Origin of the sequence: Candidatus Methylacidithermus pantelleriae (assembly GCF_905250085.1) — a bacterium.
Classification (GTDB): domain Bacteria; phylum Verrucomicrobiota; class Verrucomicrobiia; order Methylacidiphilales; family Methylacidiphilaceae; genus Methylacidithermus; species Methylacidithermus pantelleriae.
Window position 1 is genome coordinate 47767 of sequence record NZ_CAJNOB010000002.1, and the last position, 23153, is coordinate 70919.

Annotated in this window: 19 protein-coding genes; 7 read left to right on the plus strand and 12 right to left on the minus strand. The window is 53.7% G+C overall.

Annotation, left to right across the window (positions count from 1 at the left end):
• Positions 1 to 89 precede the first annotated feature (89 nt).
• The 3 genes from queA (at position 90) to KK925_RS01920 (ending at position 5053) form a co-directional block, all read left to right on the plus strand.
• Positions 90 to 1112: a tRNA preQ1(34) S-adenosylmethionine ribosyltransferase-isomerase QueA gene (gene queA / locus KK925_RS01910; RefSeq protein WP_174582707.1), complete on the plus strand. Its 1023-nt coding sequence runs from the start codon at positions 90 to 92 to the stop codon at positions 1110 to 1112.
• A gap of 145 nt (positions 1113 to 1257) precedes the next feature.
• Positions 1258 to 3786 (plus strand): alpha-glucan family phosphorylase, encoded by a 2529-nt coding sequence (gene glgP, locus KK925_RS01915; RefSeq protein ID WP_174582708.1) that lies wholly within the window; start codon positions 1258 to 1260, stop codon positions 3784 to 3786.
• 196 nt (positions 3787 to 3982) lie between these two features.
• Positions 3983 to 5053 (plus strand): hypothetical protein, encoded by a 1071-nt coding sequence (locus KK925_RS01920; protein WP_174582709.1) that lies wholly within the window; start codon positions 3983 to 3985, stop codon positions 5051 to 5053.
• A 31-nt stretch (positions 5054 to 5084) separates the two neighbouring features.
• Here KK925_RS01920 and KK925_RS01925 read toward each other — a convergent pair whose 3' ends face one another.
• The 8 genes from KK925_RS01925 to KK925_RS01960 form a co-directional block, all read right to left on the minus strand.
• Positions 5085 to 6278, minus strand: a complete 1194-nt coding sequence (locus tag KK925_RS01925; RefSeq protein WP_174582710.1) for a hypothetical protein — start codon at positions 6276 to 6278, stop codon at positions 5085 to 5087.
• A gap of 114 nt (positions 6279 to 6392) precedes the next feature.
• Positions 6393 to 7232, minus strand: a complete 840-nt coding sequence (locus KK925_RS01930; RefSeq protein ID WP_174582711.1) for a hypothetical protein — start codon at positions 7230 to 7232, stop codon at positions 6393 to 6395.
• 32 nt (positions 7233 to 7264) lie between these two features.
• On the minus strand, positions 7265 to 8515 hold the full coding sequence (gene rffA, locus KK925_RS01935) for a dTDP-4-amino-4,6-dideoxygalactose transaminase (RefSeq protein WP_174582712.1): 1251 nt from the start codon (positions 8513 to 8515) through the stop codon (positions 7265 to 7267).
• Positions 8512 to 9570, minus strand: coding sequence for a glycosyltransferase family 2 protein (locus KK925_RS01940; RefSeq protein WP_214096205.1), 1059 nt, complete (start codon positions 9568 to 9570; stop codon positions 8512 to 8514). Before KK925_RS01940 ends, rffA begins: the two co-directional genes overlap by 4 nt.
• A gap of 53 nt (positions 9571 to 9623) precedes the next feature.
• A complete protein-coding gene (locus KK925_RS01945; RefSeq protein ID WP_174582714.1) occupies positions 9624 to 10928 on the minus strand; it encodes a hypothetical protein in 1305 nt (434 codons plus the stop codon).
• Positions 10929 to 10972: 44 nt separating this feature from the next.
• A complete protein-coding gene (locus tag KK925_RS01950; protein WP_174582715.1) occupies positions 10973 to 11266 on the minus strand; it encodes a hypothetical protein in 294 nt (97 codons plus the stop codon).
• Positions 11267 to 11369: 103 nt separating this feature from the next.
• The gene (locus KK925_RS01955; RefSeq protein WP_214096206.1) at positions 11370 to 11684 is read right to left on the minus strand and encodes a hypothetical protein; all 315 of its coding nucleotides are present in this window, start codon (positions 11682 to 11684) and stop codon (positions 11370 to 11372) included.
• 807 nt (positions 11685 to 12491) lie between these two features.
• On the minus strand, positions 12492 to 13433 hold the full coding sequence (locus KK925_RS01960; protein WP_214096207.1) for a hypothetical protein: 942 nt from the start codon (positions 13431 to 13433) through the stop codon (positions 12492 to 12494).
• A gap of 181 nt (positions 13434 to 13614) precedes the next feature.
• Between KK925_RS01960 and KK925_RS01965 the strand changes: the two genes are divergently transcribed.
• Positions 13615 to 15126, plus strand: a complete 1512-nt coding sequence (locus KK925_RS01965; protein ID WP_174582717.1) for an ammonium transporter — start codon at positions 13615 to 13617, stop codon at positions 15124 to 15126.
• 25 nt (positions 15127 to 15151) lie between these two features.
• On the opposite strand, the gene KK925_RS01970 is transcribed toward KK925_RS01965, so the two are convergent.
• The 3 genes from KK925_RS01970 to KK925_RS01980 all read right to left on the minus strand — a co-directional run bounded on the left by KK925_RS01970 (position 15152) and on the right by KK925_RS01980 (position 18854).
• The gene (locus KK925_RS01970; RefSeq protein ID WP_174582718.1) at positions 15152 to 16426 is read right to left on the minus strand and encodes a (Fe-S)-binding protein; all 1275 of its coding nucleotides are present in this window, start codon (positions 16424 to 16426) and stop codon (positions 15152 to 15154) included.
• Positions 16401 to 17336 carry an FAD-binding oxidoreductase gene (locus KK925_RS01975; RefSeq protein ID WP_214096208.1) on the minus strand — a complete coding sequence of 312 codons (936 nt, stop codon included), beginning with the start codon at positions 17334 to 17336 and terminating at the stop codon, positions 16401 to 16403. Before KK925_RS01975 ends, KK925_RS01970 begins: the two co-directional genes overlap by 26 nt.
• Positions 17337 to 17411: 75 nt before the next feature.
• Positions 17412 to 18854, minus strand: coding sequence for an FAD-binding oxidoreductase (locus KK925_RS01980; RefSeq protein ID WP_174582720.1), 1443 nt, complete (start codon positions 18852 to 18854; stop codon positions 17412 to 17414).
• Between the two features lie 146 nt (positions 18855 to 19000).
• On the opposite strand from KK925_RS01980, the gene KK925_RS01985 reads away from it, so the two are divergent.
• Positions 19001 to 20128, plus strand: a complete 1128-nt coding sequence (locus KK925_RS01985; protein ID WP_174582721.1) for a pyridoxal-phosphate-dependent aminotransferase family protein — start codon at positions 19001 to 19003, stop codon at positions 20126 to 20128.
• Between the two features lie 193 nt (positions 20129 to 20321).
• A complete protein-coding gene (locus tag KK925_RS01990; protein ID WP_214096209.1) occupies positions 20322 to 20585 on the plus strand; it encodes a hypothetical protein in 264 nt (87 codons plus the stop codon).
• A gap of 447 nt (positions 20586 to 21032) precedes the next feature.
• Here KK925_RS01990 and KK925_RS01995 read toward each other — a convergent pair whose 3' ends face one another.
• Complete coding sequence (locus KK925_RS01995; protein ID WP_174582722.1) at positions 21033 to 22319, minus strand: NAD(P)/FAD-dependent oxidoreductase; 1287 nt, start codon at positions 22317 to 22319, stop codon at positions 21033 to 21035.
• A gap of 208 nt (positions 22320 to 22527) precedes the next feature.
• Between KK925_RS01995 and KK925_RS02000 the strand changes: the two genes are divergently transcribed.
• Positions 22528 to 23112, plus strand: a complete 585-nt coding sequence (locus KK925_RS02000; protein WP_174582723.1) for a beta-class carbonic anhydrase — start codon at positions 22528 to 22530, stop codon at positions 23110 to 23112.
• Positions 23113 to 23153 lie beyond the last annotated feature (41 nt).

Sequence of the window (23153 nt, forward strand, 5' to 3'; positions counted from 1 at the left end):
CTCCCCACGTTGCACCCTTTGTTGACCAAGCAAGGTAACCCAGCCATTTTGCGAACGCTTGGTTTCCAGGGCACCTTTGGGTCAAAACAATGCATGTAAGCGAGTTTAGCTTCGAGCTGCCCGACGAGCTCATCGCTCCCTGCCCTTGCAAATCCAGAGCCGAGTGCCGGCTTTTCGTGTTGGATCGGAATACCCAAAGCTTTTGCCATGCCACGTTTGCTGAGCTGCCTCAATGGATTGGTTCTGAGGATCTTCTTATCTTAAACAATTCCCAGGTCCTCCCCGCCCTCCTTGAAAGCCAAGAGTCTAGGGTCTCCTTTCTTCTTGTACAAAAAGACGCGACCGACCCAACGGTCTGGATAGCGCTCGCCTCACCCGCTAAGAAAGCACGTCCAGGGACCTCCTTCACCTTCGTCGGAAAAACTTCCCTGGGGCTTTCCCCTCCGGTCACCCGAGCCTGGGTGGTGGAAGCATGGCCAGGCGGACGGCGCAAACTCCAGTTCGAAAAACCGCTGGACCTGGCGACCTTTGGCAACGTACCCCTTCCCCCGTACGTGCGGAAACGACGAAAGGAGCTTTCGCTTCCCCTACACCATCCGGACGATGAGACCGGTTACCAAACTGTCTATGCGTCCCAGCCTGGTTCGGTAGCTGCTCCCACGGCCGGTCTTCACTTTACTTGGGAGCTTCTCGAAAAATTTCGCTACGCATTTGTTACCCTTCATGTAGGACCAGGGACGTTTCTGCCAATCCGAAGCGAAACTATCGCAGAACATCGAATGGAACCCGAATACTTTGAAATTGGGGAGGAGCTCCGACCCTTGGCCCAACAAAGCAAAAGGCTCGTTGCGGTGGGCACAACCGTGGCTCGGGTACTTGAGTCTCGTCCAAGCCTTGAGCCTGGACCTGGATGGACCGATCTTTTCATTTATCCTCCCTACTCATTCCGTCGGGTCGGAGCACTTCTCACCAATTTTCACCTACCCCGTTCCAGCCCGCTCCTTTTGGTAAGCGCGTTTGCCGGGTGGGATCTCCTCCGGGAGGCCTACAAGGAGGCGATTCGGGAACGTTACCTTTTCTATAGCTTTGGAGATGCTATGCTGATTATCTAATGGGGAGATCTAATGGGGAGACTGGGCCAAGTTACATCGGCCAGCCAAAGCTCAAGGCAGTACATGGAGCCTGGACAGAAGATACGGCTTGGCCTAGCCTTGGAGCTGACGAATCGGTTACGGTAGGGCTTTCTAAGGAGGTTTTGTGGCCTGGCGCTATTTTCTTTCACGGGAAGTACCTTCTGAGCTCGAAGGACTGCAGGAACTGGCTCAGGATCTTCGCTGGACGTGGTCTCCCCAAGCCGATCGGATTTGGCGCCGAGTGGATAGCCAGTTATGGAACGCGACTCGCAATCCGTGGCTTATCCTTGAAGTTATATCCCAGAAACGGCTGGAAGAACTGGCGGGCGATCCTGAGTTTCGTCAAGAACTTTCCAGGCAACTCGAGGAGCGGAAACAGTATCTGGAGCGACCCACATGGTTTGACCTTCGTTACCCATCACCCGAGACTTGCGGACCGGTTGCTTACTTTAGCATGGAGTTTGGGCTTGCCGAGGCCCTTCCCATCTATTCAGGGGGACTCGGTATTTTGGCAGGGGACTTGTTAAAGGCCGGGAGCGACTTAGGAGTTCCCATTGTTGGAGTCGGTCTTCTGTACCAGCAAGGATATTTCCGGCAATCGATCGCGCCGGACGGCCATCAGGTCGAGTACTTCCCTTTCAACGACCCTGCGCTTCTCCCGATTGTACCCCTGCGAGACCAGGATGGCCAGTGGATCAAGGTGGCCGTTGAGCTACCCGGAAGAACCCTTCATTTGAGGGCTTGGAAAGCAGTGGTCGGGAGGGTGGAACTCTACCTCCTGGACAGTAATGATCCTTTGAACACCCCGGCGGATCGGACGATCACCGGAGTGCTCTACGGGGGAGGCCCCGAACTTCGGCTGCAGCAAGAAATGGTGCTTGGAATCGGGGGGTGGCGCCTGGTGGAATCTCTTGGGATTCGTTGTTCTGTGTGCCACCTCAATGAGGGGCACGCTGCCTTGGCAGCCATTGAGCGGGCCCACTCCTTTCTGGACGAGGAGGGGGTTTCTTTCTGGGAAGCCCTGTGGGCAACACGCGGAGGCAATCTTTTTACTACGCATACACCGGTCCCTGCGGGTTTTGACCAGTACGATCCAGCTCTTTTGGAGCGCATGCTAGGCTCGTATGTGGAAAACGAATTGAAGATCCCATTTGAGGATTTTCTCCGGCTCGGGCGACTCTGGGGGCGCAGGGACGAACCTTTTAACATGGCCTACCTTGCCCTTCGCGTCTGCTCAGCGACCAACGCTGTGAGCCGGCTTCACCAGGAAGTAAGCCGGAGACTTTTTGCTCCCCTTTTCCCTCGCTGGCCAAAGTGGGAACTACCCATCGAGGTGGTAACCAATGGTGTTCATGTGCCGAGCTGGGAACATCCGGAGGCCGATGCATTCTGGAACCGCTTTTGTAGCGAGGAACGCTGGCGAGAGCCAACCGAGGTATTGGTCGAGCAGGTCCGGAAAGCTTCCGACGAAGAGCTGTGGGAGCTGCGCAATCGCTGTCGGTGTGCTCTCATTACAGTAGCCAGAAAGCGAGCGTATCGTGCTTGTGCGTGCCGGGGGGCAGCTCCGGAGGAATTGCAACAGTGCCAATGCCTTTTTGATCCCAATACGCTCACCCTGGGTTTAGCCCGGCGATTTACGGCCTATAAACGGCCGACTCTGCTGTTGCATGACCCGGAACGATTGGTTCGTTTGATCAATCATCCCACCCGACCGGTCCAGCTGGTAGTTGCTGGAAAGGCCCATCCGTTGGACTCAACAGGTAGAGATCTTGTCCGCCAATGGGTCCTTTTTTCCGAGCGGCCGGATGTTCGAGGAAAAGTTCTTTTTCTTGAGGACTATGATATGGAGCTAGCAGCCGAGATCGTTTGCGGGGTTGATCTCTGGGTGAATACTCCACGACGCCCCTGGGAAGCTTGTGGTACCAGTGGTATGAAAATCCTGGCTCATGGAGGGCTTAACGTTTCCGAGCTGGACGGATGGTGGGCAGAAGCTTATTCGCCCGAAGTGGGCTGGGCAATTGGCGATAGTGGTGAACATGGAGACGACCCGGGGTGGGATGCCCAAGAAGCCGAGCAGCTATATACGCTCTTGGAAAAGGAGATCATTCCTACCTTCTATGAACGAGACCATCGGGGAATCCCTGTCCGTTGGGTCCAAAAAATGCGGGAAAGTATGAGTCGACTCACACCCTATTTTAGTGCCAATCGAATGGTACGCGACTACGTAGACGGTTACTACACCACCCTTTCGCAGCGCTACGCAAGGCGGGCGGCCAAAGGCGGCCGGATCGCTAGGGAACTTTTCCAATGGGAACGTGAGCTTCAAAGCCACTGGAAAGGAATCCATTTTGGGCCCTTGGAGACGGAAACAGTCGAAGGCGAATATCGCTTCACGCTTCCCGTTTATCTCGATGAGATCTCGCCAGACTGGGTGGAAGTAGAGCTCTATGCGGAACCTCTCCCCGAAACTTCCGCACCGGTGATTGTCCGCATGAGTCGAGGGCAAAAACTGGTGGGATCCATAAACGGCTTTCTTTACCACGCAAGCGTGCCCGCTAACCGTCCCTCGAGCGATTTTACTCCAAGGGTGCGCCCCTTCCATCCGGAAGCCTGCGTTCCCTCGGAAGTGACTCCAATCCTCTGGTATCGTTAGAAGGCCTGCGGGTCGATGGATGTGAGGCTTTCCCGAGTCAGAATCCACCGGAAAGGTCGCGTTGAACGTCTGCGCACATCCCGGTAGCTTGGCCTGGTTCTACACGTGTCCAAGTTGCCGCGGTAATCTTAGGCTTTGGGAAGGGCTGCGGGATTTGGCATTTGCTGGGATCCGAAAGTAAACGAGAGTCTTTTCTATGGAGGCGTCCGTCTCAATTCTTATCCCCTTTGACCTGGGTTTTGAGCTTGCATTTGATAGGGAAGAACACCCCCGCGTGGCCCGGGAACTCTCCTGCACAACTACGGAACCGGTGAGCTTTCAAGGAGCAGTTTTCGCCGCAGGCCAAGCCAGAACCCAAATCTATAAATTTGGAGTGGGACTCCTCGAACTTTCGTTTACCCTTGAGGGCACACTACCCAAACTTGCCTCCATCGCCAATTCCGTCACCCAGATCTTTGTGGGTTCCACTCCCATCACCGAGTGGGCCTCCGCCTTCGTTCACGACTTTCTTTCTTCCGCAAGACCCCTCGCTCAGTATGAGTACGAACAAAGGCTGGAAGAACTGGATTTTCTCCCCATTTTTTCGTTACCACCTGATACCGTTCTCGATGCCGATGCTTTCCTCGAAAAAAATTACAAAGCTCTCTATGGTATCGTTTCCGCCGAACCCAATTATGATCTTCTTTCCCGCTTTGTCATCACCAAGGAGAAACTCGAAAACCTCGGTTATTATGAAAACGAGCTTATTCTCATCAAACGATTTGGTGCCATTATTGCCTCGGGAGAGGCCCAGATTATCCTGGACATCTTTCGGCTCACCTATGCCCTGTATTGGATGCTACGCTCCTACAATTTCATTCTCGATGCGGAAATCAATCAAGCACAATCTCTTCTGAGCGACCTTCCTCCCTGGTACAAGTTCTGGACGATGCCGAAGCGCTATGAAACCTTCTCAACCGAAGGGATTGACTTTGTCCGAGACAAGCTTGCGATTGTAGATTCCATTCATCAAGTACTTTCCAAAACTATCCAGATTGATTCCGACTGGCATTTGCGCACCATCTATCGTCATATCGAAAGCGAGTTTGACATTCCAGATCTCGTCAGAGCGGTGGATAAGAAGCTTGACCGAATCGACGAAGCCTATAAAAGTGCTCGAGAATTTATCGCGACCAACTTTTTTATTGCTGTTGAAATGATTCTTATTTTATCCTTCGCATGGATGGTGTTGGACACCGCACTTCTTTTTGTGATCGCGGGAAAATGAGTGCTTTACGCCCAGGCTGTTGGTTCCAGGCTCATTGGATAAGACCGGTATTGACAACATGGAACCAGTAGCCAACGCCTGATAGGGCTTGCGCAAAAAGAATGCTCCAAGGAAGCAAACGAGCGAGCTGGTTTCGGGATTTCTGCGACTCACCCAACCAAACCCGGAAACTTTCCAGACAGAGAATAAAAAGCGCGCAGACCGCACACCACGCGAAGTTGCCATGTTCCAAACGCTGGCCTTTTTCCACACAAGTAAGGGTCAATGCCAGCCCGGCAAGAAAAACGCACCAGGCCAAGGAAAGGTCCCCCTCCTGGAGCGAATGTTTGGGAATCGTAAAACCGATGCTCAAGGGAAGGGCGATCGAGAGTACGATTTTGGTTAACCCTACCCACCAAGTTGGCGAAAAGAGCAGGACCAAGGCCCCAGGCGCCCAATCGACTCCTTCAAATTGGCCGATCGAGTAGTACTCAGGCCGCGGACGAGTTCTCCAAAAAAGGAGAGCCATCAAGGGAACAAAAACGCAAAGAAAGGCCCATGTCCAGTGTCGCGGAGAAGCTTTCAGGCTATCCCGGATGGTTGAGAAAAAAAACTGGCGCAACGTATCCCAGCCACCCAACAGAAGGAACCCACCCGCCCATGCCATCGCCCAGCTAGGTTTGGCAAAGATGGAGAGGCTTGTCCAGAACGCCGAACCTAGGGCTGCACCTAACCGAGGGTAATGAGGTGCCAAAAGGAGTCGCTTGCACCAGATGAAGGAGACCAGCGCAAAGGGCCGCACCAATAGGAGGGTCGGATTATGGTAGACCGCAATGCCAATATACCCCAGATACCAGTGCCGGTCCCAGGGGAGAAAAACATAGGCGGGACTTGCAAAGCAGAGCCAGAGACTGGCAATACCCAAGGAGAGGGGAGAAGAAACCTGGGTTTCGCTGCGCAAATAGAGAAAGGAACCCAGTGCGGTGATTCCAAAAAGAGCGGATCCCAAAGCGAGACTTGCCGCATCCCAGGGGTCAGCAAGGCCCGACCAGCGGGTCAACGTCGTGCCGCCCCACGGAGCAAGACTAGCCACAAGAATCGACCACAAAAAGTGTGGCAGCCGCTTCCATGAATCGAGCCCGGCCACAGCCGCTACAAGAGAGTAAAAGGTAAAATCGTATCCGACCCGGATCGCTTGCTTCAGGGGCGGAATCGCGATGATAGAAGAGGCGAGAAATACCGCCAAACAAGGCCCATCACGGCGCACCCAACGTTGGGTTTTTGCGAAGAGCGTCCCTTTTGCGTTCTTCTTGGCAAGGTTGGGATTCTTTCAAGCTGCGGGCAACCTCTGCCACTCGGTTTAAGAAGACAAGCTTTCTCCCTGCTGAACCGGGAGGTACCAGTAATGCAACGTCACCTGGGTTTGCGCGTATAACAAGGGAGTATGACGAAGAAGGAGACGGACCATGGGAATGTTGTGGACCGAGACAACGCCATAGGCTTCTCGATGTCCAGACTCCTTAGCCATTCGCAAAAGCCAAAGAAAGCCGTAACTGCCCAGCCCGCTTCGCTGCCATGATTTTTCCGCAGCTGCCAGCACGATCTCAGCGTCGCGAAGAATCCCTACACCAGCCATTTTAGTGTCCAAGAAAAAAGTAACAATCCGCGCCTTCGAATCGTTCAGAAGATCCAATAGCCAGTATCCGAATCGCTGGTCAGCGATCCGTTCTGGGCAGTGGGGATCCCGGTGAAATCGATCATAGGAAAAGGCGCCTCGCAGGAGCTCTGAGGCTCCCGCTAGATTGGGGTCCTCCGAGCTTCTCAAGAGGAAAGCCTCCAGCCGGCCACGATAACGTTTCGGTAAAAAACTTTGGGGATCCGAACAAAAAGCCGCAAGCAACGGGTGATGTTTGAGCCTCATCACAAAAGTAAAGACCGTTTCTACGTAAAAAAAACCGACCTTCTGAAGTATCCCAATGGCCTCAAGATGATCCTGGTCGCTCACCCTGGCTTGGACAAAGAACCGGGGAAGTTCCTGCTTAAGAACGGCAAGGTCACCCTCAAGCTGTACTAGCTGGGGTTGCTTCAGAAAAGACTCGGCCACACCAAAGGCCGGCATTCCTAAATTGCGGGTTTCCCAGGGGACATACTCAAGCGACGAAAGATTAACAAAAGGCTTCTTTGTTTCCCCATGCACCATTGAAAAGTATCCCCTCCTTTTGCGCTAAGACCCTAACGAACATTCCGTTTTTGGGAAACCCCGCTCCAAGCACGTACTACCTCTAGGATCTCCTCCTGCTCGAGATCCGATAACCCATAGTAGAGAGGAAGCCGAACCAATCGAGGACTCACCCATTCTGTCACAGGGCAATCCCCCTCTTTCCCTCCCAGCTCTCGACCTTTAGGACAAAGATGTAAGGGCTCGTAATGAGAGCAGGCAAGAATTCCCCTTGCCCGCAAGTGGCCTACAAAAGCTTGTCGCTCTTGGGGAGAAGGGAAGAGAAGGTAGAAAAGATGGTACGAAGGAAGGCAATCACTCGGAATAATGGGCAGTCGAATCCCTTGTTCCATGGCCCAAGGCCCTAGTTCCTTCATGTATCTTTCCCACAGAACTTTTCTCCGGCTCTGAATGAGCTCTCTTTTTTCGAGCTGAGCCAAAAGCAAAGCCGCCAAAAGATCCGCGGGAGCATAGCTTGATCCCACGTCTTGCCACTGGTATTTGGAAACCTCTCCCCGAAAAAACCGCGATCGGTCCGTTCCCTTTTCCCGCACAATTTCCGCCCGTTCCGTCAAAGAGGAATCGTTCACGATTAAGGCGCCCCCCTCGCCACAGGTCAAGTTTTTCGTCTCGTGAAAGGATAAAGCCGCCAGAGACGACCATTGTCCCAAGGGGATTCCCCGATACTGACCGAAAAGGCCATGGGCATTGTCCTCGATCACCCGTATCCCATACTCTTGCGCTAGAGCTTGAAAAGCCTCCATGCGGGCAGAGATGCCACCATAGTGAACCACGATAATGGCACGGATCCGGTGCCGGTCAGGATGCTCGGACAAGAGCCGTTGAACACTTTCTGGATCCAGATTGAGGGTGTCCGGTTGGATATCGCCAAAGAGGGGAACTGCACCCCGCAAAAGAAAGGCGTTTACGGTTGATGAAAACGTAAAAGAAGGCGCAATGAAACGGTCCCCGGGTCGAACATCGGACAAAAGAGCTGCCATCTCAAGAGCTGCAGTCCCCGAGGTCGTAAGAAAGACGCGGCTGCCAGGCAGGTGCTCCTCCAAAAGAGATTGGCATTGCAGAGTGAAATATCCCCCTCCGGCAATCCACCCAAGTTCTAGTGCTTTCTCCAAGTACACCCGCTCGTTCCCGAGGAAGGAAGGCCGGTTGAAAGGAATTCGAATCCCACGAGCCCATGGAGGTAAAAAATCCCCTGCGGAAACGGCAGCACGGTTAACAGAAATTCCCTGGATGGAAGAATTCATTCCGACGAACACCACGAGCTTCCCGAGCCGTCTGGGACAGCCCGCGTCCTCACTGTACGAACTTCTTCTTTCGCGCAAACATTCTCCGTCTCCCGATACCCTCCTACCTCCTCCCGTACAATATAGAGCGGCCTTCCCGAAAGGGCGTTATGGATCCGAGCCAGGTAAACTCCAAGGACGCCAACGGCGAAAAGTTCCAATGCGCCGGCAAAAATCACTGCTGCCAGGAGTATAGAAAACGGCCAAGACCCATCCATAGGTCCCAACACCAAAACAAAAACCCCCAGGACCAAAAGCAAGACCCCGAGCAGCCCAACTCCTTGAAGGGGAGCCGTACTGAAAGCTGTCAAAAAATCCATTGACAAAGCGATCAGCTTGCGCAGCGAATAGGCCGACCGACCGGCCCGGCGGGACTCGTGCCGAATGGCGACCCATGTGATACGCTGCGTGTTCCAGCGAAGCAACGCATCCACGCAAACCATCCCAGCCGGCCAGACAGGAAACCCATCCCGCAGCTCCGCGCGAAAAGCACGAAAAGAATTCATAAACTCGGCGTTTTCAATGACGAAAAGACGCTTCAGCACCCATCGAACCAAACCCGAGGCTGCATTCCGCCAAAAGGCATGACGCCGTACCTCTTCTTTTCCATAGACCAGGTCCCACCCTTGGCTTAAAGCTTCCAACAGTTTCGGAATCTCTTGCGGAGGATGTTGGAGATCATCGTCCATGGTGACGATCCAGGGAAACGAAGCCTTCTTAATGCCGCAAAGAAGCGCAGCGTGCTGCCCGTAGTTACGAGCCAAACGCACGCCACGGACGCAACGAAATTGCTCCGCAAGCTGGCGAATCACCTCCCAGCTCCCATCACGACTGCCATCATCCACCAATATCAACTCATGAGAAAAATTCGCCAAAACCCCGCACACACTCTTGACAAGCTCAGGCAAGCAAGCAGAACTTTCAAAAACAGGAACCACAACCGAAACGGGTTGTCCCGGGGAATATCTTGGATCCTGGGAAGAATCCACCGTTTCCTTTGCGCAGCCGGTCAGCAATAGTCCCACTTCCTCCTAGCTCCTGAGGTAGGAGAATCCAGCAATAACCAAGCTTACGGCTGTACCGCAAGCCCAAAGATCCGTTCTTTCCGCTCAAAAAGGCGAGCCGCCTTGCCCAAAGGGGAAGGGAAAACCTCTGCAAACGATTCTTGTATTCGCCTCCAAAGCAAAGGGTGGGTTTCGTTCATTCGAGTTTCTGCCTCTTTGCCATCGAGGCTTTTCCGTTCAAAAAGCATCCACCGCACGTTCTCCCTTTCCAGCTTGCGCCAGGTTTCGTCTTGGCTCCAGGCAAAGTCGGGAAAAAGATAGTAGATCTCCCACACTGGGGACTTTTTGCCCAGAAGGACATAGAACCCTGGGCCATAGGGCGCAATCAGGGTATCGTTCTTTTGACCAGAGTTCGCCAAAGGAAGGAGATACATCTTCTGGATGAGTTCACCCTCTTGCCGAGGAAGCCACAGTTGATCCTTGCCAACCCTGTAGGGAAAGAATTGCTCACGTGACAGGCTGTACTGCAGCCAAGCATTTTCTGGCCACGTGGCCCAGGCGCTCCACACCAGCAATACTCCGAGGGCCAACCACATGCCTAAGCGTCTCCTATTTCCTGAGAGGGTGTTCAACAACGCCGGTACAGCCACAAGGAAAGGAAAAACACCCAGCGCTAGGTGCTCTCGATCCGCCCGAGAATAGATGTAATGAAGGTACGGGAGCCCAAACGCTAGTGACGGGAGAAAGGATGGCGCAAAGGTCTTTTTGCTTTTTTGGAGAAGGAACCAGACCCAGACCAGGATGAAGAAGAACGGAAGAAATACAAAGAGCCAAGCCATCGCATAATCGGGAACTTCGTTCCAAAGGCGAGGCCAGGAAACCCGCCAGGGCCAAGGAACCGGCAATGCAAGGTTGGTCGATCCTAGCAAGAGAAGCCGCTCCATAAAATACAGGTTCCGTTCCCAATAACCGGGGACCCAAACCAAGGCCAAAAGCATCGGCAAGTAGCCCAGCACGACTCCCCGAGAAAAGTTAATAGCAGCTTCCCAACCCTCCCTTGGCTGTTCAGCCTTTCTCCCGACCCAAAAAAGAATTCCGAAGGCTACCAGAGCGTACAGTCCATGGTTTCTACCCACCCAGGCAGCCCATCCTGTAAAGAGGCCCGCCCAAGTGGCCTGGGACCGGTTGGCATCCATTTGCCACCGGGTTGCTACCCAAAGGCCCACAAGCACCACAAGCTGGTCAATCGCACGATAAAAGGGAAAAAACCAAAGCGCCAGGATGACTCCAAAAACTCCTTTTTCGATTGCCGAGGAAAGTAGCCCCTCTGCCACTGCCAACCCACACCAAATTCCGATAGTAGTAACCACACAAAGAAAACGGCGCAGGGAAAGGATTCGTTCTCCAAAAACCTTTACCCAAGGAAGGGCCAGTGGTAACGCCCAGGATCGTAAGCCTGAAAATCACGCCCTGGGAATTCCCCACCGGCTGTGTGAACCACTCCATACCAAAGAAAACCTTCATCTGCCGGGTTAAAGCCAACGTCCCCTTTTCCCAGGTAGAGGCAGCAGGCAAGAATCGTGGCGTAGAGAGCCCAAGCCCATTGTTTCCTGACAAAGACTGACCAGCGGTCCCGCACCTTCTCCCGAGAAAAACGCAAAGGCTCCCAGGATATCCCGTGACGCGTTCGTTTGTGCCAAATAGTCATTGGAAAATGCTCGCCCCGGCCTCCTTTATCTGCCCACTAGATCACCCTTTCTTTCCCAAAAAGCCGGATGCTAACGCCTCCGGTGCTCTGGCTTGGACCCTTTCTAGCGGACCGGCCCAGTTACGAGTTGATCGAGAAGTTCGCCGGCGGCAAACAACGCAAAGAAAAGAACCAATGCAGTCGCTATCATGAGAATAAGAAGCTCCTTTTGAGGAGCTTGGGGGAAAAAAGATCTCCTTAGCTCTCGTAACTCCATGCGCCACGCAAAGGAAAGACATCCAGCCCCCAGCAAAAGACTGATAGCTTTCCCCACCGGTAACGCGATACCGGCCGGTTCAAGACCTAAAACCAAAAAAAGTCTTTGCCCCCAAAACGCCAGGGAAGAAAAAATAACTGCAAGTACCAAAAGAATTTTCATGCCCGCTCGGTGTCCTTTGGTTGCTCCATCCCGAAGGTCTTTCAGGAGAAAAATCCCCAAAACCACTGCTGGGTACTCAAATCGCATTTTTCTCCAACCTCAGCCTCTTTGTGATCTAGGGAACATAGCCCATGATTCAAGCCGAGAGACACGTTGGCCCGCAAAACATTTCCTTAAGCCAGTGAGACGTTGGCCACCAAACTGCTGCGTGCTCCGGTTGCTTGCCACCGCAAGAAACGTCCCCTTTCGCCAATAACCGGGTAGAGGACTTTACTCCTGGCAGTGGTTGAGTCTTTCCCGTTGGCGTAGGGCGAATTTCTTTTTCGCAAAAAATGCGGTTATTCCTCCTCCCGCAGTTCCCCTTTTCCCAAGTCCGCTTACTCTCAAAAGGTAAAGACCAGCTTCCCTCGATCGACTCTACCCACGAGGAGCTCCAAGCTCCAACGACAGAGTAGACCAAATACCGCATCCCTCCTAGGCTCATCGCGTGCGGGTACCGTCGCTGGGATCTAGTGCAAACCCAAACCCGCACCCATGCGTGGCAATGCCTGTCCAACTCTTAGACGCTGATCCATACGCCAATCACCTTTTGTGGGAGCGTTAGTCCCAGCGCCGCTCTTCCGGCTTAAACACTCTCCGACAACGCGGCTCTATGCCTGGTGCTCGGATCTTCGGTTGTCACGTTTCCCAAAAGACAACCAGACGGAGCCCACAAGCAGAAGCTTCCCTCTTCTCATCCTGGATGTCATATTGGCCGCTTTTGTCCCTCTCCCAACTAACCACTCCCAACGCGATTATCCCACCACATTACTTTGCTGCGGGGTTTCGGTAGCAGCTCACCCGATGTAACCAGCCGGTAAGCCAACGCTCCTCATGACGCTCCGGAGGCGCGTTGCGCACCCTTCTTCGTAACACCGCTTGCGCAGCCTGACAAAAGGAGCGAACCGAAGAATCGTCTCCCATCGCTTCCAGAACCTGAAGAAGTCCCCAACCCTCACCGCGATACCGCTCGGTTGGTAACGTTCCGTCTCCCTTAAAATTCACGTAATCAACGAGCGCAAAGAGGCCCTCTGGAGTTTGACTCAGAGAGAAAAAATTCCGCTCGATCCGCGGTCGAAGACCTTCGGGCGCAGCAGCCAACATCTTAGGTAGGGAACGTCGCAGCCTTTCGATAGCAAACTCGGTCTGCAAACCCACCGTGTGCGCTAACCATGACCGAAGTTCTTGCGCTTTGGGGCTTTCCTTTTCTTTCAACCATTCCTGCCGACTGTTCCAAGGACAAGGGTCTCCTACAGCTAACCATCTAGGCAAACGCACGCCTTTTCGAACGAGAAACTCGAGAAGCTCGGGGAAACTTTCTTCAAATGGACCCCGGCGGCCCTTGGGATACCAGATGAAATGCCCGATCCCCAGCGACAGGAAATCTTCCCCGGCGTTCCATTCCACAAGACCCCGCAACTGGCCTCCCGATTCGTTTTCCCAGAGTTTCTGTCCAATCCACTGTAGCTGGCTCGACGAAAGGCTAAGAGCCCAGGCATCACAAAAAGCCGGAAAAAAGCACAGTAGGCTACACGCAAAGAGACGGGATAAGAAACTCCCGCTGGTTTTTACTGAAAAGATATTCTGTAAATTCTGCCTGTCTTCTTTGACCCAAGAGGGATCCTTCTTCACGGCAGGTTGCGAAACATTCTCCTCACTCTTTTCTTCACTCCCCGGTTTCTCACGCTCCCGAGGACGAGTTGTCTCCAAAAAAACGCTCTTCGGAGCGCTTAACCCTATTGAAAAAAGGCAAACGAAAAAAAGCGCAAACAGAAACGGTTTTTCTATTGAAGGGAAAGCCCTTCTCTTTTTAGGTTTTGCCCGCGTCTTTGCGTGCCGGAATGCGCCGAACCCAAACGCAACCTGTTAAGAAGGGAGGAGGAGTTTTTGCATGCTTTTCCACAAGAGTTACATTCCGGCACTGTGGCGCCGAACGACCTGGCGCCAGGCAGTTGCAGCGTTCCTTGCGTCTATCGTCCTGAGTTTGTGGACGACTCTTTACTCTGAAACGGCACAGGTGGCTGTCCCTACCTCTGGCACCAGTGTCCCTCCTCTGGAACAAAGGGTTCGCGGGCTAGAAGCCTATCTCAGCAATAGCGATCCAACGGGAACTCCTAGTGAGGGGTCCATTGGTCCTGGGCATAACGCCTGGATGATGGCATCGTCAGCACTGGTTCTCTTCATGACCCTTCCGGGTTTAGCTCTTTTCTATGGAGGGCTGGTTCGGTCCAAGAATGTCCTTTCGATTCTGGCCCAGTGTTTGGGAATAACGGGGCTTGTCACGATTTTGTGGTGGGTAGCGGGTTACAGTCTTGTTTTTGGGACGAGCTTTCAAAGCCCGTTTTTAGGAGGAGCGGAACACTTTTTCCTCAAGGGGGTGACCTCCCGCCCTAACCCCAGTTATTCCTATTGGGTCCCCGAAACGACCTATGCCATGTTCCAGCTTATGTTTGCCATCATCACACCGGCTCTGATGATTGGGGCGATTGCCGAGCGGACCAAATTCGTGGCAGTACTGCTTCTGGTGGGACTATGGATGTTCCTTGTGTACTTTCCTTTGGCCCACATGGTTTGGGGAGCCACCGGTCTTCTCAATGGAGTTTGGAATCCCCGGTGCGCGGTGCCGGCTATCGACTTTGCCGGAGGCACCGTGGTGCACATGTCGTCCGGATGGTCGGCTCTTTTGCTGTGTCACCTTGTCGGAAAACGGCTGGGGTATGGGAATGAACCCATGCCGCCGCATAATCTTGTTCTTACGATGACGGGAACAGGAATGCTCTGGGTCGGCTGGTACGGATTTAACGCCGGCAGCGCAGTAGCGGCTGACGGGATTGCCGCAAACGCCTTTCTTACAACCACGTTGGCCACCGCGGTGGCGTCCTTTTCATGGGCCCTTTTGGAATACGCGTTGCGAGGCAAAGCTAGTCTTCTAGGTTTTTGTAGCGGTGCGGTCGCGGGCCTCGTGGCCATCACCCCGGCGTGCGGGTTTGTCGAAGCTAATGGTGCCATGGTCATTGGGGCGCTGGCAGGCGTGGTGTGCTACTTTGCTTGTGTCAAGCTAAAGAAGGCCCTTGGTTACGACGACGCTCTTGATACTTTCGGGATCCACGGAGTAGGTGGGTCGCTCGGAGCCTTTCTTACGGGTGTCTTTGCCACCAAGCAGGCAAACCCCAACCTCATTGGAGATGCAGCGACCAAAAATGGGTTGGCTCGTCTGGTCACCGAGGGCGGGCTTTGGGTGGCCCAGCTCGAGGCCATGCTACTTACCGTACTTTTGGCCTTGGTGGGAACCTTGGTCGCCGCCTTCGTCGTCCGTTCTACCGTAGGACTCCGGCCGGCAATCGAGGAAGAAATCACGGGACTTGATACGACAGAACACGGCGAAGAAGGCTACGTGCTCTAGGGGCATTTGGCCGGCCGAGTGCCCATTACGGTGCGTGTCCTCCAGCGAGGGCTTCGCAGAGAAACTCCGACAAATGGACGACACGGACATCGGTGATGCCGACTTCAACCAGGCCGGCTTCTATTTGATACATGCAGCCGGGGTTGGTGGTTACCACACACCCAGCCCCGGTTGTCCGAATGTGGTTAATCTTTCTTTGCTGTAGCCGGCGAGCCATGGCGGGCTGCACGAGGTTATACACGCCAGCACTTCCGCAACAAAGCTCGGCTTCGGGCAACTCGACAAAACTAGGACCGGCAACCATTTGTACGATCCTTTTGGGTTCTTCGCGGACGCGCTGAGCATGAGCCAAATGGCATGCCTCATGGTAGGTAACCCGGTAAGGAGGCGGCTTGACCCCGCGTAACAGCTTGTCAATCCCATGCTGGTCAAGCCAAACACTAAGATCATAAACCTTTTCTGAAAACAAGCGGGCACGGGCCGCCCAAGCCGCCTCCCCTCGTAAAAGCTCTCCGTATTCTCGAAGAATCGATCCGCATCCTGCTGCGGTCACGACGATTGGCAAACCACCCGCGGCTTCCCAGCTGGTTAGATTCCGTTTGGCTAGCTCTCGTGCCCGGGCCAACTGCCCTGAATGAGCATGCAAAGCCCCGCAACACACTTGTCCTTTCCAGCAATCAACCGTGAAGCCAAGGCGATTTAAGATGTGAATTGCCGCTTGATTGATAAACCCGCTCACCGATTGCGTAACGCAACCGTGAAACAGAGCGATTTTTCCTTTTTCCGGGAAAGCGGGAGCTCGGTCTGGAAGATGATGGGTGCCCATACGCCGCGGCACCAGGCGAAGCGACTCCCGTAAACTCTGCGGCAGAAGCCGTTCCAGGGCGGTTCCTCGAACCCAATTGCCGAGCCGTACGGCGGTTCGCAGGGCCCAAGGACGCGTGAAAAGGAATGAAGGACCCCAATGGGCCCACAAGGAACCTACAAAAGAATGAGCATGCGACGCGCCCCACCGTTCTCGCGCTTGTTCAAGAAGTTTTCCGTACGGAACCCCGCACGGGCATGCCACTTCGCATGCCCGGCAATCCAAGCAGAGATCCAAGTGTCCGAGTACTCGCTCCGTCGGAGCGATCCGCCCCGTCTCTAAAGCCCGCATGAGGTAAAGGCGGCCCCGAGGGCTTTCATTTTCATCCCCGGTCTCCAAATAGGTGGGGCAGTGGGCTAAACAAAGCCCACAGTGAACGCATTGGGGTTCTGGAAGAAATCCTTGGGGATTAGAGGAGGTTGGTGAGTGATTCATGGGGGAGTTCCGGTAAAACGTCGTCGGGATCAAACGCAGCTTTGACCCGGGAAAGAAGATCGACTAGGCTAGCCTCCAAGGGGCGTTGAAAACGAGCCAATCTCGGGGCAGTGTGATACACAATGCCATTTCCCACCCGGACAAGGAAACTGGCCGAGTCCAAAGCAGGGAGCACTTCACTAAGTCGCGAGGGAAGAACGGAAAGCTTACAAAGAGAATCAGCCGGATAGGCCTGCCAGAAGGCTTCTTCATAGTCAAGTTTCCCAGGTTTCCCTCCCAAACCCAACGTATTCCAATGCTCCCATTCCCATTCTACCTCTTCCCTGAGACCAGCAAAACCTACAACCATACAATACGGGCTTTCTTCTCCTGCCACAGACCAGCGGTACAAGTCCCACACGACAAAATTGGGGCGTCGATCCAAAAGAACCTCGATCCACCCGATCACTTCCTCAAGGGAAGAGCTTTCCAGCCTAAGAAAAAGTTCGCTTTCCGGAAGCGGCAAAACTTTAAAGGTGACTTCCAAGATGACGCCTAGACTGCCACCACTTCCCACAAACAATCGATGAAGGTCATAGCCTGCGACATTTTTTACTACCTTGCCTCCTAGGCGTACTACCTGTGTGTTGCCCAAAAGAACTGTCATGCCAAGAACCCACTCCCGAGCCGTTCCGTAACCTAGCCGCCTAGGCCCGCAGGAATTCTTGGCAATCAAGGATCCTATCGTGACTCGGCTGGGAAACGCTGGATCCAAGGGAAGCCACTGTCCTCTCTTGGCCAAGCATTGCTGAAGGGCCCAAAGAGTCATTCCCGCGCCAACGGTTACAGTAAGATCCTCGGGCCTATACTCAATGATTTGGTCCCATCCGCAAAGCTCGATCCTCGTCACCCGCGCTCGGTGACCTTTCATGTTCGCTAAGCCTTTGCACAGTTCCTCTAGGCTGCCACCCCGAAGCACCATGAGACGATTCCTTCCCCAAGATTCTTAGGCCGCAATCTGACGTCTGGGAAAAAAGTCCGCGCATCGACGCGAGCTAGGAAACATTTTATAGGGATTACATCGCCCCTGGGGATCAAACGCGCGGCGCAGCGCTTGCATGAGGGCTAGCTCGGCCGCACCAAATTGCTTTTCCAGTAGATCCATCTTTTCTAGTCCAATCCCATGCTCCCCTGTAACGCTTCCGCCCAGCTCCAGACATCGTTCCAAAATCTCTCGACCCGCGGCTAGAGCGCGGCGAACTTGGTCCGGATCCTGCTCATCGTAGAGGATCAAGGGATGAATATTGCCGTCGCCCGCGTGAAACACGTTGCCAATGGTTACTCCATATTTTTTGCTACAAGCCTCGATCCACCCTGTAATCTCCGCGAGATGCGACCGGGGCACGACCCCGTCTTGGGTAAGATAATTGGGGCTTATCCTTCCGACCGCTCCAAAAGCCCCCTTGCGGGCTTTCCAGAGGTGGTTTCGTTCTTTTTCCGTTGTGGCGACCCGGACCTCGCAAGCATTGGCTTTACGACAGAGATCCTCGACCTTGGCTGCTAAGCGGTCCAAACCCGAAGGTACCCCTTCTAACTCAATAATGAGGACCGCTCCGGCCCCCTGCGGGAACCCAAACTGGTAGGTCGCTTCTACGGCGCGAATGATAAGCTCATCCATCATCTCGAGAGCTCCAGGAACAATACCTGCTTCGATAATCGCGCTCACCGCACGGCTCGCTTCCGTGACCGACGGAAATGCAACCAAGAGGGTCTTCCGGGCTGGAGGTGGTGGGATAAGTCGAACGAGTACCTGGGTGACGATTCCCAGCATTCCTTCCGAACCGATCACCACCCCTCGAAGGTCAAGACCAGGAGCATCATCTCCTTCTTCCGGGCGCACCCCTAGCCACACGGTCTGCCCGTCGGAAAGAACAAGCTCCAGACCCAATACATGATTGGTCGTAACCCCATATCGTAGAGTGTGCGGACCCCCAGAATTCGTAGCCACATTGCCGCCAATGGTGCAGGCACCTTGGCTCGAAGGGTCCGGAGCAAAGACAAGCCCGTACCGGGAGGCAGCCTGGGTAAGATGAAGGTTGACGCAGCCGGCTTCTACCAGCGCCCGCCGGTTACGAGGGTCAATGGATAAAATCCGTCTCATTCGGGACAGGCTCACCACAACTCCCCCTCCTACGGCAGCTACGGATCCTGAAAGACTTGTGCCCGCACCTCGCGGAATGATGGGAAGCCCTTCCGTCGCACAGAACCGTACTACCTCGCGAACTTCACGCGGATCGCCGGGCAGGACAACCGCGGTAGGCAAATGTTTTTCTAGGGTGTAAGCGTCACATTCATACACCAAAAGATCCTCTTCGCGCCAAAGGACATGGGACTCCCCGACGATTCGGCTTAAAGCCTTTCGCTGCCGTTCTGAAAGAGAGAAACTCATGCCTTCCATGAGAGAAGCAAATCCCTAAACCCGCCTTAGGATCTAAGTTCTGGAAAACCCCGGCAAGCGCAAAAGAAAGAATTTTCCTTCTAGAAGATTGCAACCTTGCCAAACCCGCGCCAGAAGCTTTACAAGTAAAGCCCTGGATGGACCTACGCTCACCGCTGACTTCTTTCTTGCCCAAACGATTACTCTTAGGGCCGGGACCGAGTAACGTCGCTCCGTCTGTTTTGGCAGCCATGGCCAGCCCTCTGGTCAGTCACTTGGACCCTTTTTTCCTCAAGATCATGGAAGAAGTACAACAAATGCTGCGGAAGGTGTTTCAGACGTCCCACGAGATGACCTTTCCGGCTAGTGGTACGGGAAGTGCAGGGATGGAGTTTTGCTTTACCAATCTCATTGAACCCGGGGATGAGGTGTTGATCTGTGTCAACGGCCTTTTCGGTGAAAGAATGGTTGACATGGCATCTCGCTTGGGCGCAATCGTGCGTCGCATCGAAGCCCCTTGGGGACAACCGATCGATCCCACCGAGCTTGAAAGCGTGTTACGCGAACGGCCTTTTAAACTCGTAGCGGTGGTGCACGCAGAAACCTCTACCGGAGTCCGGAATCCGGTGGAAACAATCGGTCGGCTCGTTCATGAAAACGGAGCTCTTTTTTTAGTCGACACAGTCACCTCTTTGGGAGGAATGGAAGTAAACCTGGACGCATGGGGAGTGGATGCCGCCTTTAGCGGAACACAAAAATGCCTGAGTTGCCCGCCAGGTTTAGCACCGGTCAGCTTGAGTCCCAGGGCCGTAGAGGTAGCTCAAAATCGTAAGCATCCCTGTCCAAGCTGGTATCTTGATCTTTTTCTCCTTCGAGCCTACTGGGGGAAAGAACGGGCGTATCACCACACCGCTCCTGTCAGCTCGATCTATGGCCTGCACGAAGCGCTGCGATTGGTGCTGGAAGAAGGTCTTCCGGCACGGTGGGAGCGGCATAAACAAGCCCACCTTCGCCTTTGCCAGGGGCTAGAAGAGCTGGGTTTAGAATTTGCTTCGGAGAAAGGCCATCGCTTGTGGCAGCTTAACGCTGTCAAAGTGCCCGAAGGAGTCGATGAAGCCAACGTGCGAAAAGTGCTTCTCGAGCGTTTCGGCATCGAGATCGGGGCTGGGCTTGGCCCTTTGCGTGGGAAAATTTGGAGGATTGGGCTAATGGGAGAAAACGCCCGAATCTCTGTCGTGGAACGTCTGTTGGAAGCCCTGGGAGAGATCCTTCATAAACAATCCTAAAAATCCTACTGGCATCCAGGGTAGCGCCCATCCAGCTATCGAGGGAGCAAGCCATTTACGTTAGGCCCGTTCCATGCGAAACCCGGTCATGACATGTGTGTTTTTTTATCCTAGCACCCCCAAAAACGAAGGCAAAAAACTACCATTGTAAGACCGAAAACGATGTGTCATTACCCTTAAGAGTACCAATCGATTGTTGGATAAAAAAACCGGCTCTGAGGTGGCTCGGTCCAACCCTATGGCATTAGGGAAAGAGAAATCGAAAGCGGAACAAAAAAAGATGATCACCATAGTCCAGGATACCTGGTTAAAACCGGGTACAGAAGAAGAAGGGCTGCAGCTGATGACGCGCTATCTTTGGTCGGATGTGCAAAGTTTTGAGGGCTTCGTTTCCTTTTCCTATCATTTGTTTACAAATGAGGATGCACCTGGACACATCATCGCTTTTGCGACGTAGCAGAATCGAACGGATGCGGATGGTGTGCGCGAAAAACACAAGGATTCCCTAACGACCCGCTAGCTCGCTCAGCTTCTGTCGCGTCCCCGCGATCAGTGGATCCTGCATGAAGAGACGCAATAACGCGCTTACCTCCCACCACTCAATGGCCAGCCCTTAAGAGAGCCCCATGGCCTCACCTCCCGTCGACACACTCATTCTGGACGAAGTCCTTCACGGGAGTCTTTGTTGCCGTCCGTACCGTTCACAAGGACTCCTCGAAAAACACATTTGTAAGAAAGTAAGGAAGAACCCAAGCTATCCCAAAAGCTACCCCCTGAAAGGCAACCCAGTGAGCTTTCAGGATACGAGGTGGGCCTTGGCTCATCGCAACCGTTTTCAATGGCTTATTGCCCGAATGGTTTCCTTCCCTCACAATGGAGAAGCCTTTCGATCACCTTCGCTTGGTCAACTGGCTTTTCCCGCGCTATCCGCTCTGCTTGGCCTGTGGTACCGAAGGATTACGCGAGCCCCCTTTCGAAAGGTTAGATAAGACCATGTCCATTCAAAAAGGACCAATGCTTTATTATGAAAACCAATAAGTTTAATCAAGTGGACGAAAAGCCAGAGAATCCAGGCGATCCATCCTGCACATTGTATCCACCCGATCTTGGCTACTGCCATAGAGCGCCCCACCGTTGCCAAGGTTCCCTTGTCGATGTAACGGAAAGGCTTGCGGAGTGTGTTTTTTTCTTCAAGTTCGGCAAGGATCGTTCGAGCTGCATGCTCCCCCATTTGGATCGCTGCAGGAGCTACTTGTGGAATAAGCTTCCCGGAAGCATCACGCACCGCAGCTAGGTCACCGATGACAAAAAGATAAGGATACCCAGGAACCGAAAGATCGGGGTTCACCAAAACTCTTCCATTGGGCTCCACAGGAAGCCCAAAAGCCTTTCCCAGAGGATTCGCTTTCACCCCTGCCGTCCAAAGGATCGTTCCAGCCGCGATCCTCTGCGCGCCGATTTCTATCCAGCCTTCTCCCAAAGCCGTTACCGGAGAACGCAACCTGACTTCCACTCCGAGTTGTTGCAAAAACTCCTGCGCCTTGGAAGAAAGGTCGGGCGGAAGTGTGGGGAGGATCCTGGGTCCTGCCTCCAAAAGGACAATTCGTGTTCGTGCGGGATCGATGTGACGAAATTCTCCTCGCAAAGCATGGCGGGTAAGCTCTGCGACTGCACCAGCCATCTCCACTCCGGTGGCGCCTCCTCCTACAATCACGATCGTTAGAAGAGCTGCGCGCTTTGCAGCATCCTTCTCATATTCCGCCTTCTCGAGGGCAGAAAGAATACGAGAACGAATCTCAATCGCGTCTTCCAAGGATTTTAAGCTCAGAGCATACGCTTCCCATTCTGGATGATCAAAATAGTTGGTCACTGCACCCAGGGCCAGAATGAGAAAGTCAAATTCTAGGTAACCGCCAGAAAGCAAAAGCCGTTTCGCGTCTAGCTCCACACCCACGACAGTGTCCATCCGGGCTTCTACCCACGGATACCTTCGAAAAATGGATCGGACGGGAATTGCAATCTCGGTGGCCGCCAGCCCCGCCGTAGCTACCTGATAGAGTAACGGTTGAAAAAGATGATAGTTCGCCTGATCTACAAGGGTTACCTTTTGGTGTGCTCGTGCCAGAATCCGCGTCGCTGCCAGCCCACCAAAGCCAGCCCCCGCAATAATAATCCGAGCCTCCCCTGGCATAGATTCTTTTCCCCTACCTTAGCCACAAAGGATGTCTCGGCGGAAGGATGATCCACGTTTCCAGAGAGAAGCTACTACTTTGCTGGTCCCGGCAAGGATGACGACATCTGGATCCCTCAAACACAAATGGCCATGCCCAGTGTTTGACAAAAAACCACAGCTGAGTTAGCCCAAAATCCACCACCGTTCAAAACCAAGGAGGTATCTCATGAGTGCGATCCTTCAAGAAGTACTGGATGCTAACCAGCGCTACGCAGCAACGTTTGGAGAAAAAGCACGCCTACCTATGCCCCCTGCACGCCGTTTTGCCATCCTTACGTGCATGGACGCACGACTCGACCCGGCCAAGTTCGCAGGACTTTCCGAAGGCGATGCTCACGTGATTCGAAACGCAGGTGGTCGCGCAAGTGATGACGCTATTCGGTCCCTGGTTATCTCCTACAAGCTTTTGGGGACACGGGAATGGTTCGTCATCCACCACACCGATTGCGGCATGGAAACTTTTACCGATTCCATTATGCGGAAACTTCTCCGGCAGAGTCTTGAACCTGCCCAATTTGATGGAACGTCCTGGAAGGATGTAGGAAGCGGGCCTGGTTCTGTCGAAGGGGATTTCATTGACTGGCTCTGCATTGAAGACCGTTACCAGAGTGTGGTGGATGATGTGTTGCGCATCCGAAATCACCCGTTGGTTCCTAAGACCATTCCGATCTACGGTTTTGTCTACGACGTAACAACGGGTCGGCTCGTGGAAGTTCCGGAAGCCATGCGGGCGGGAGCGGCTGCGTCATGATAGGTAAGGGTCCCGTTGGGAGCTCTCCTTTTTGCAAAAAA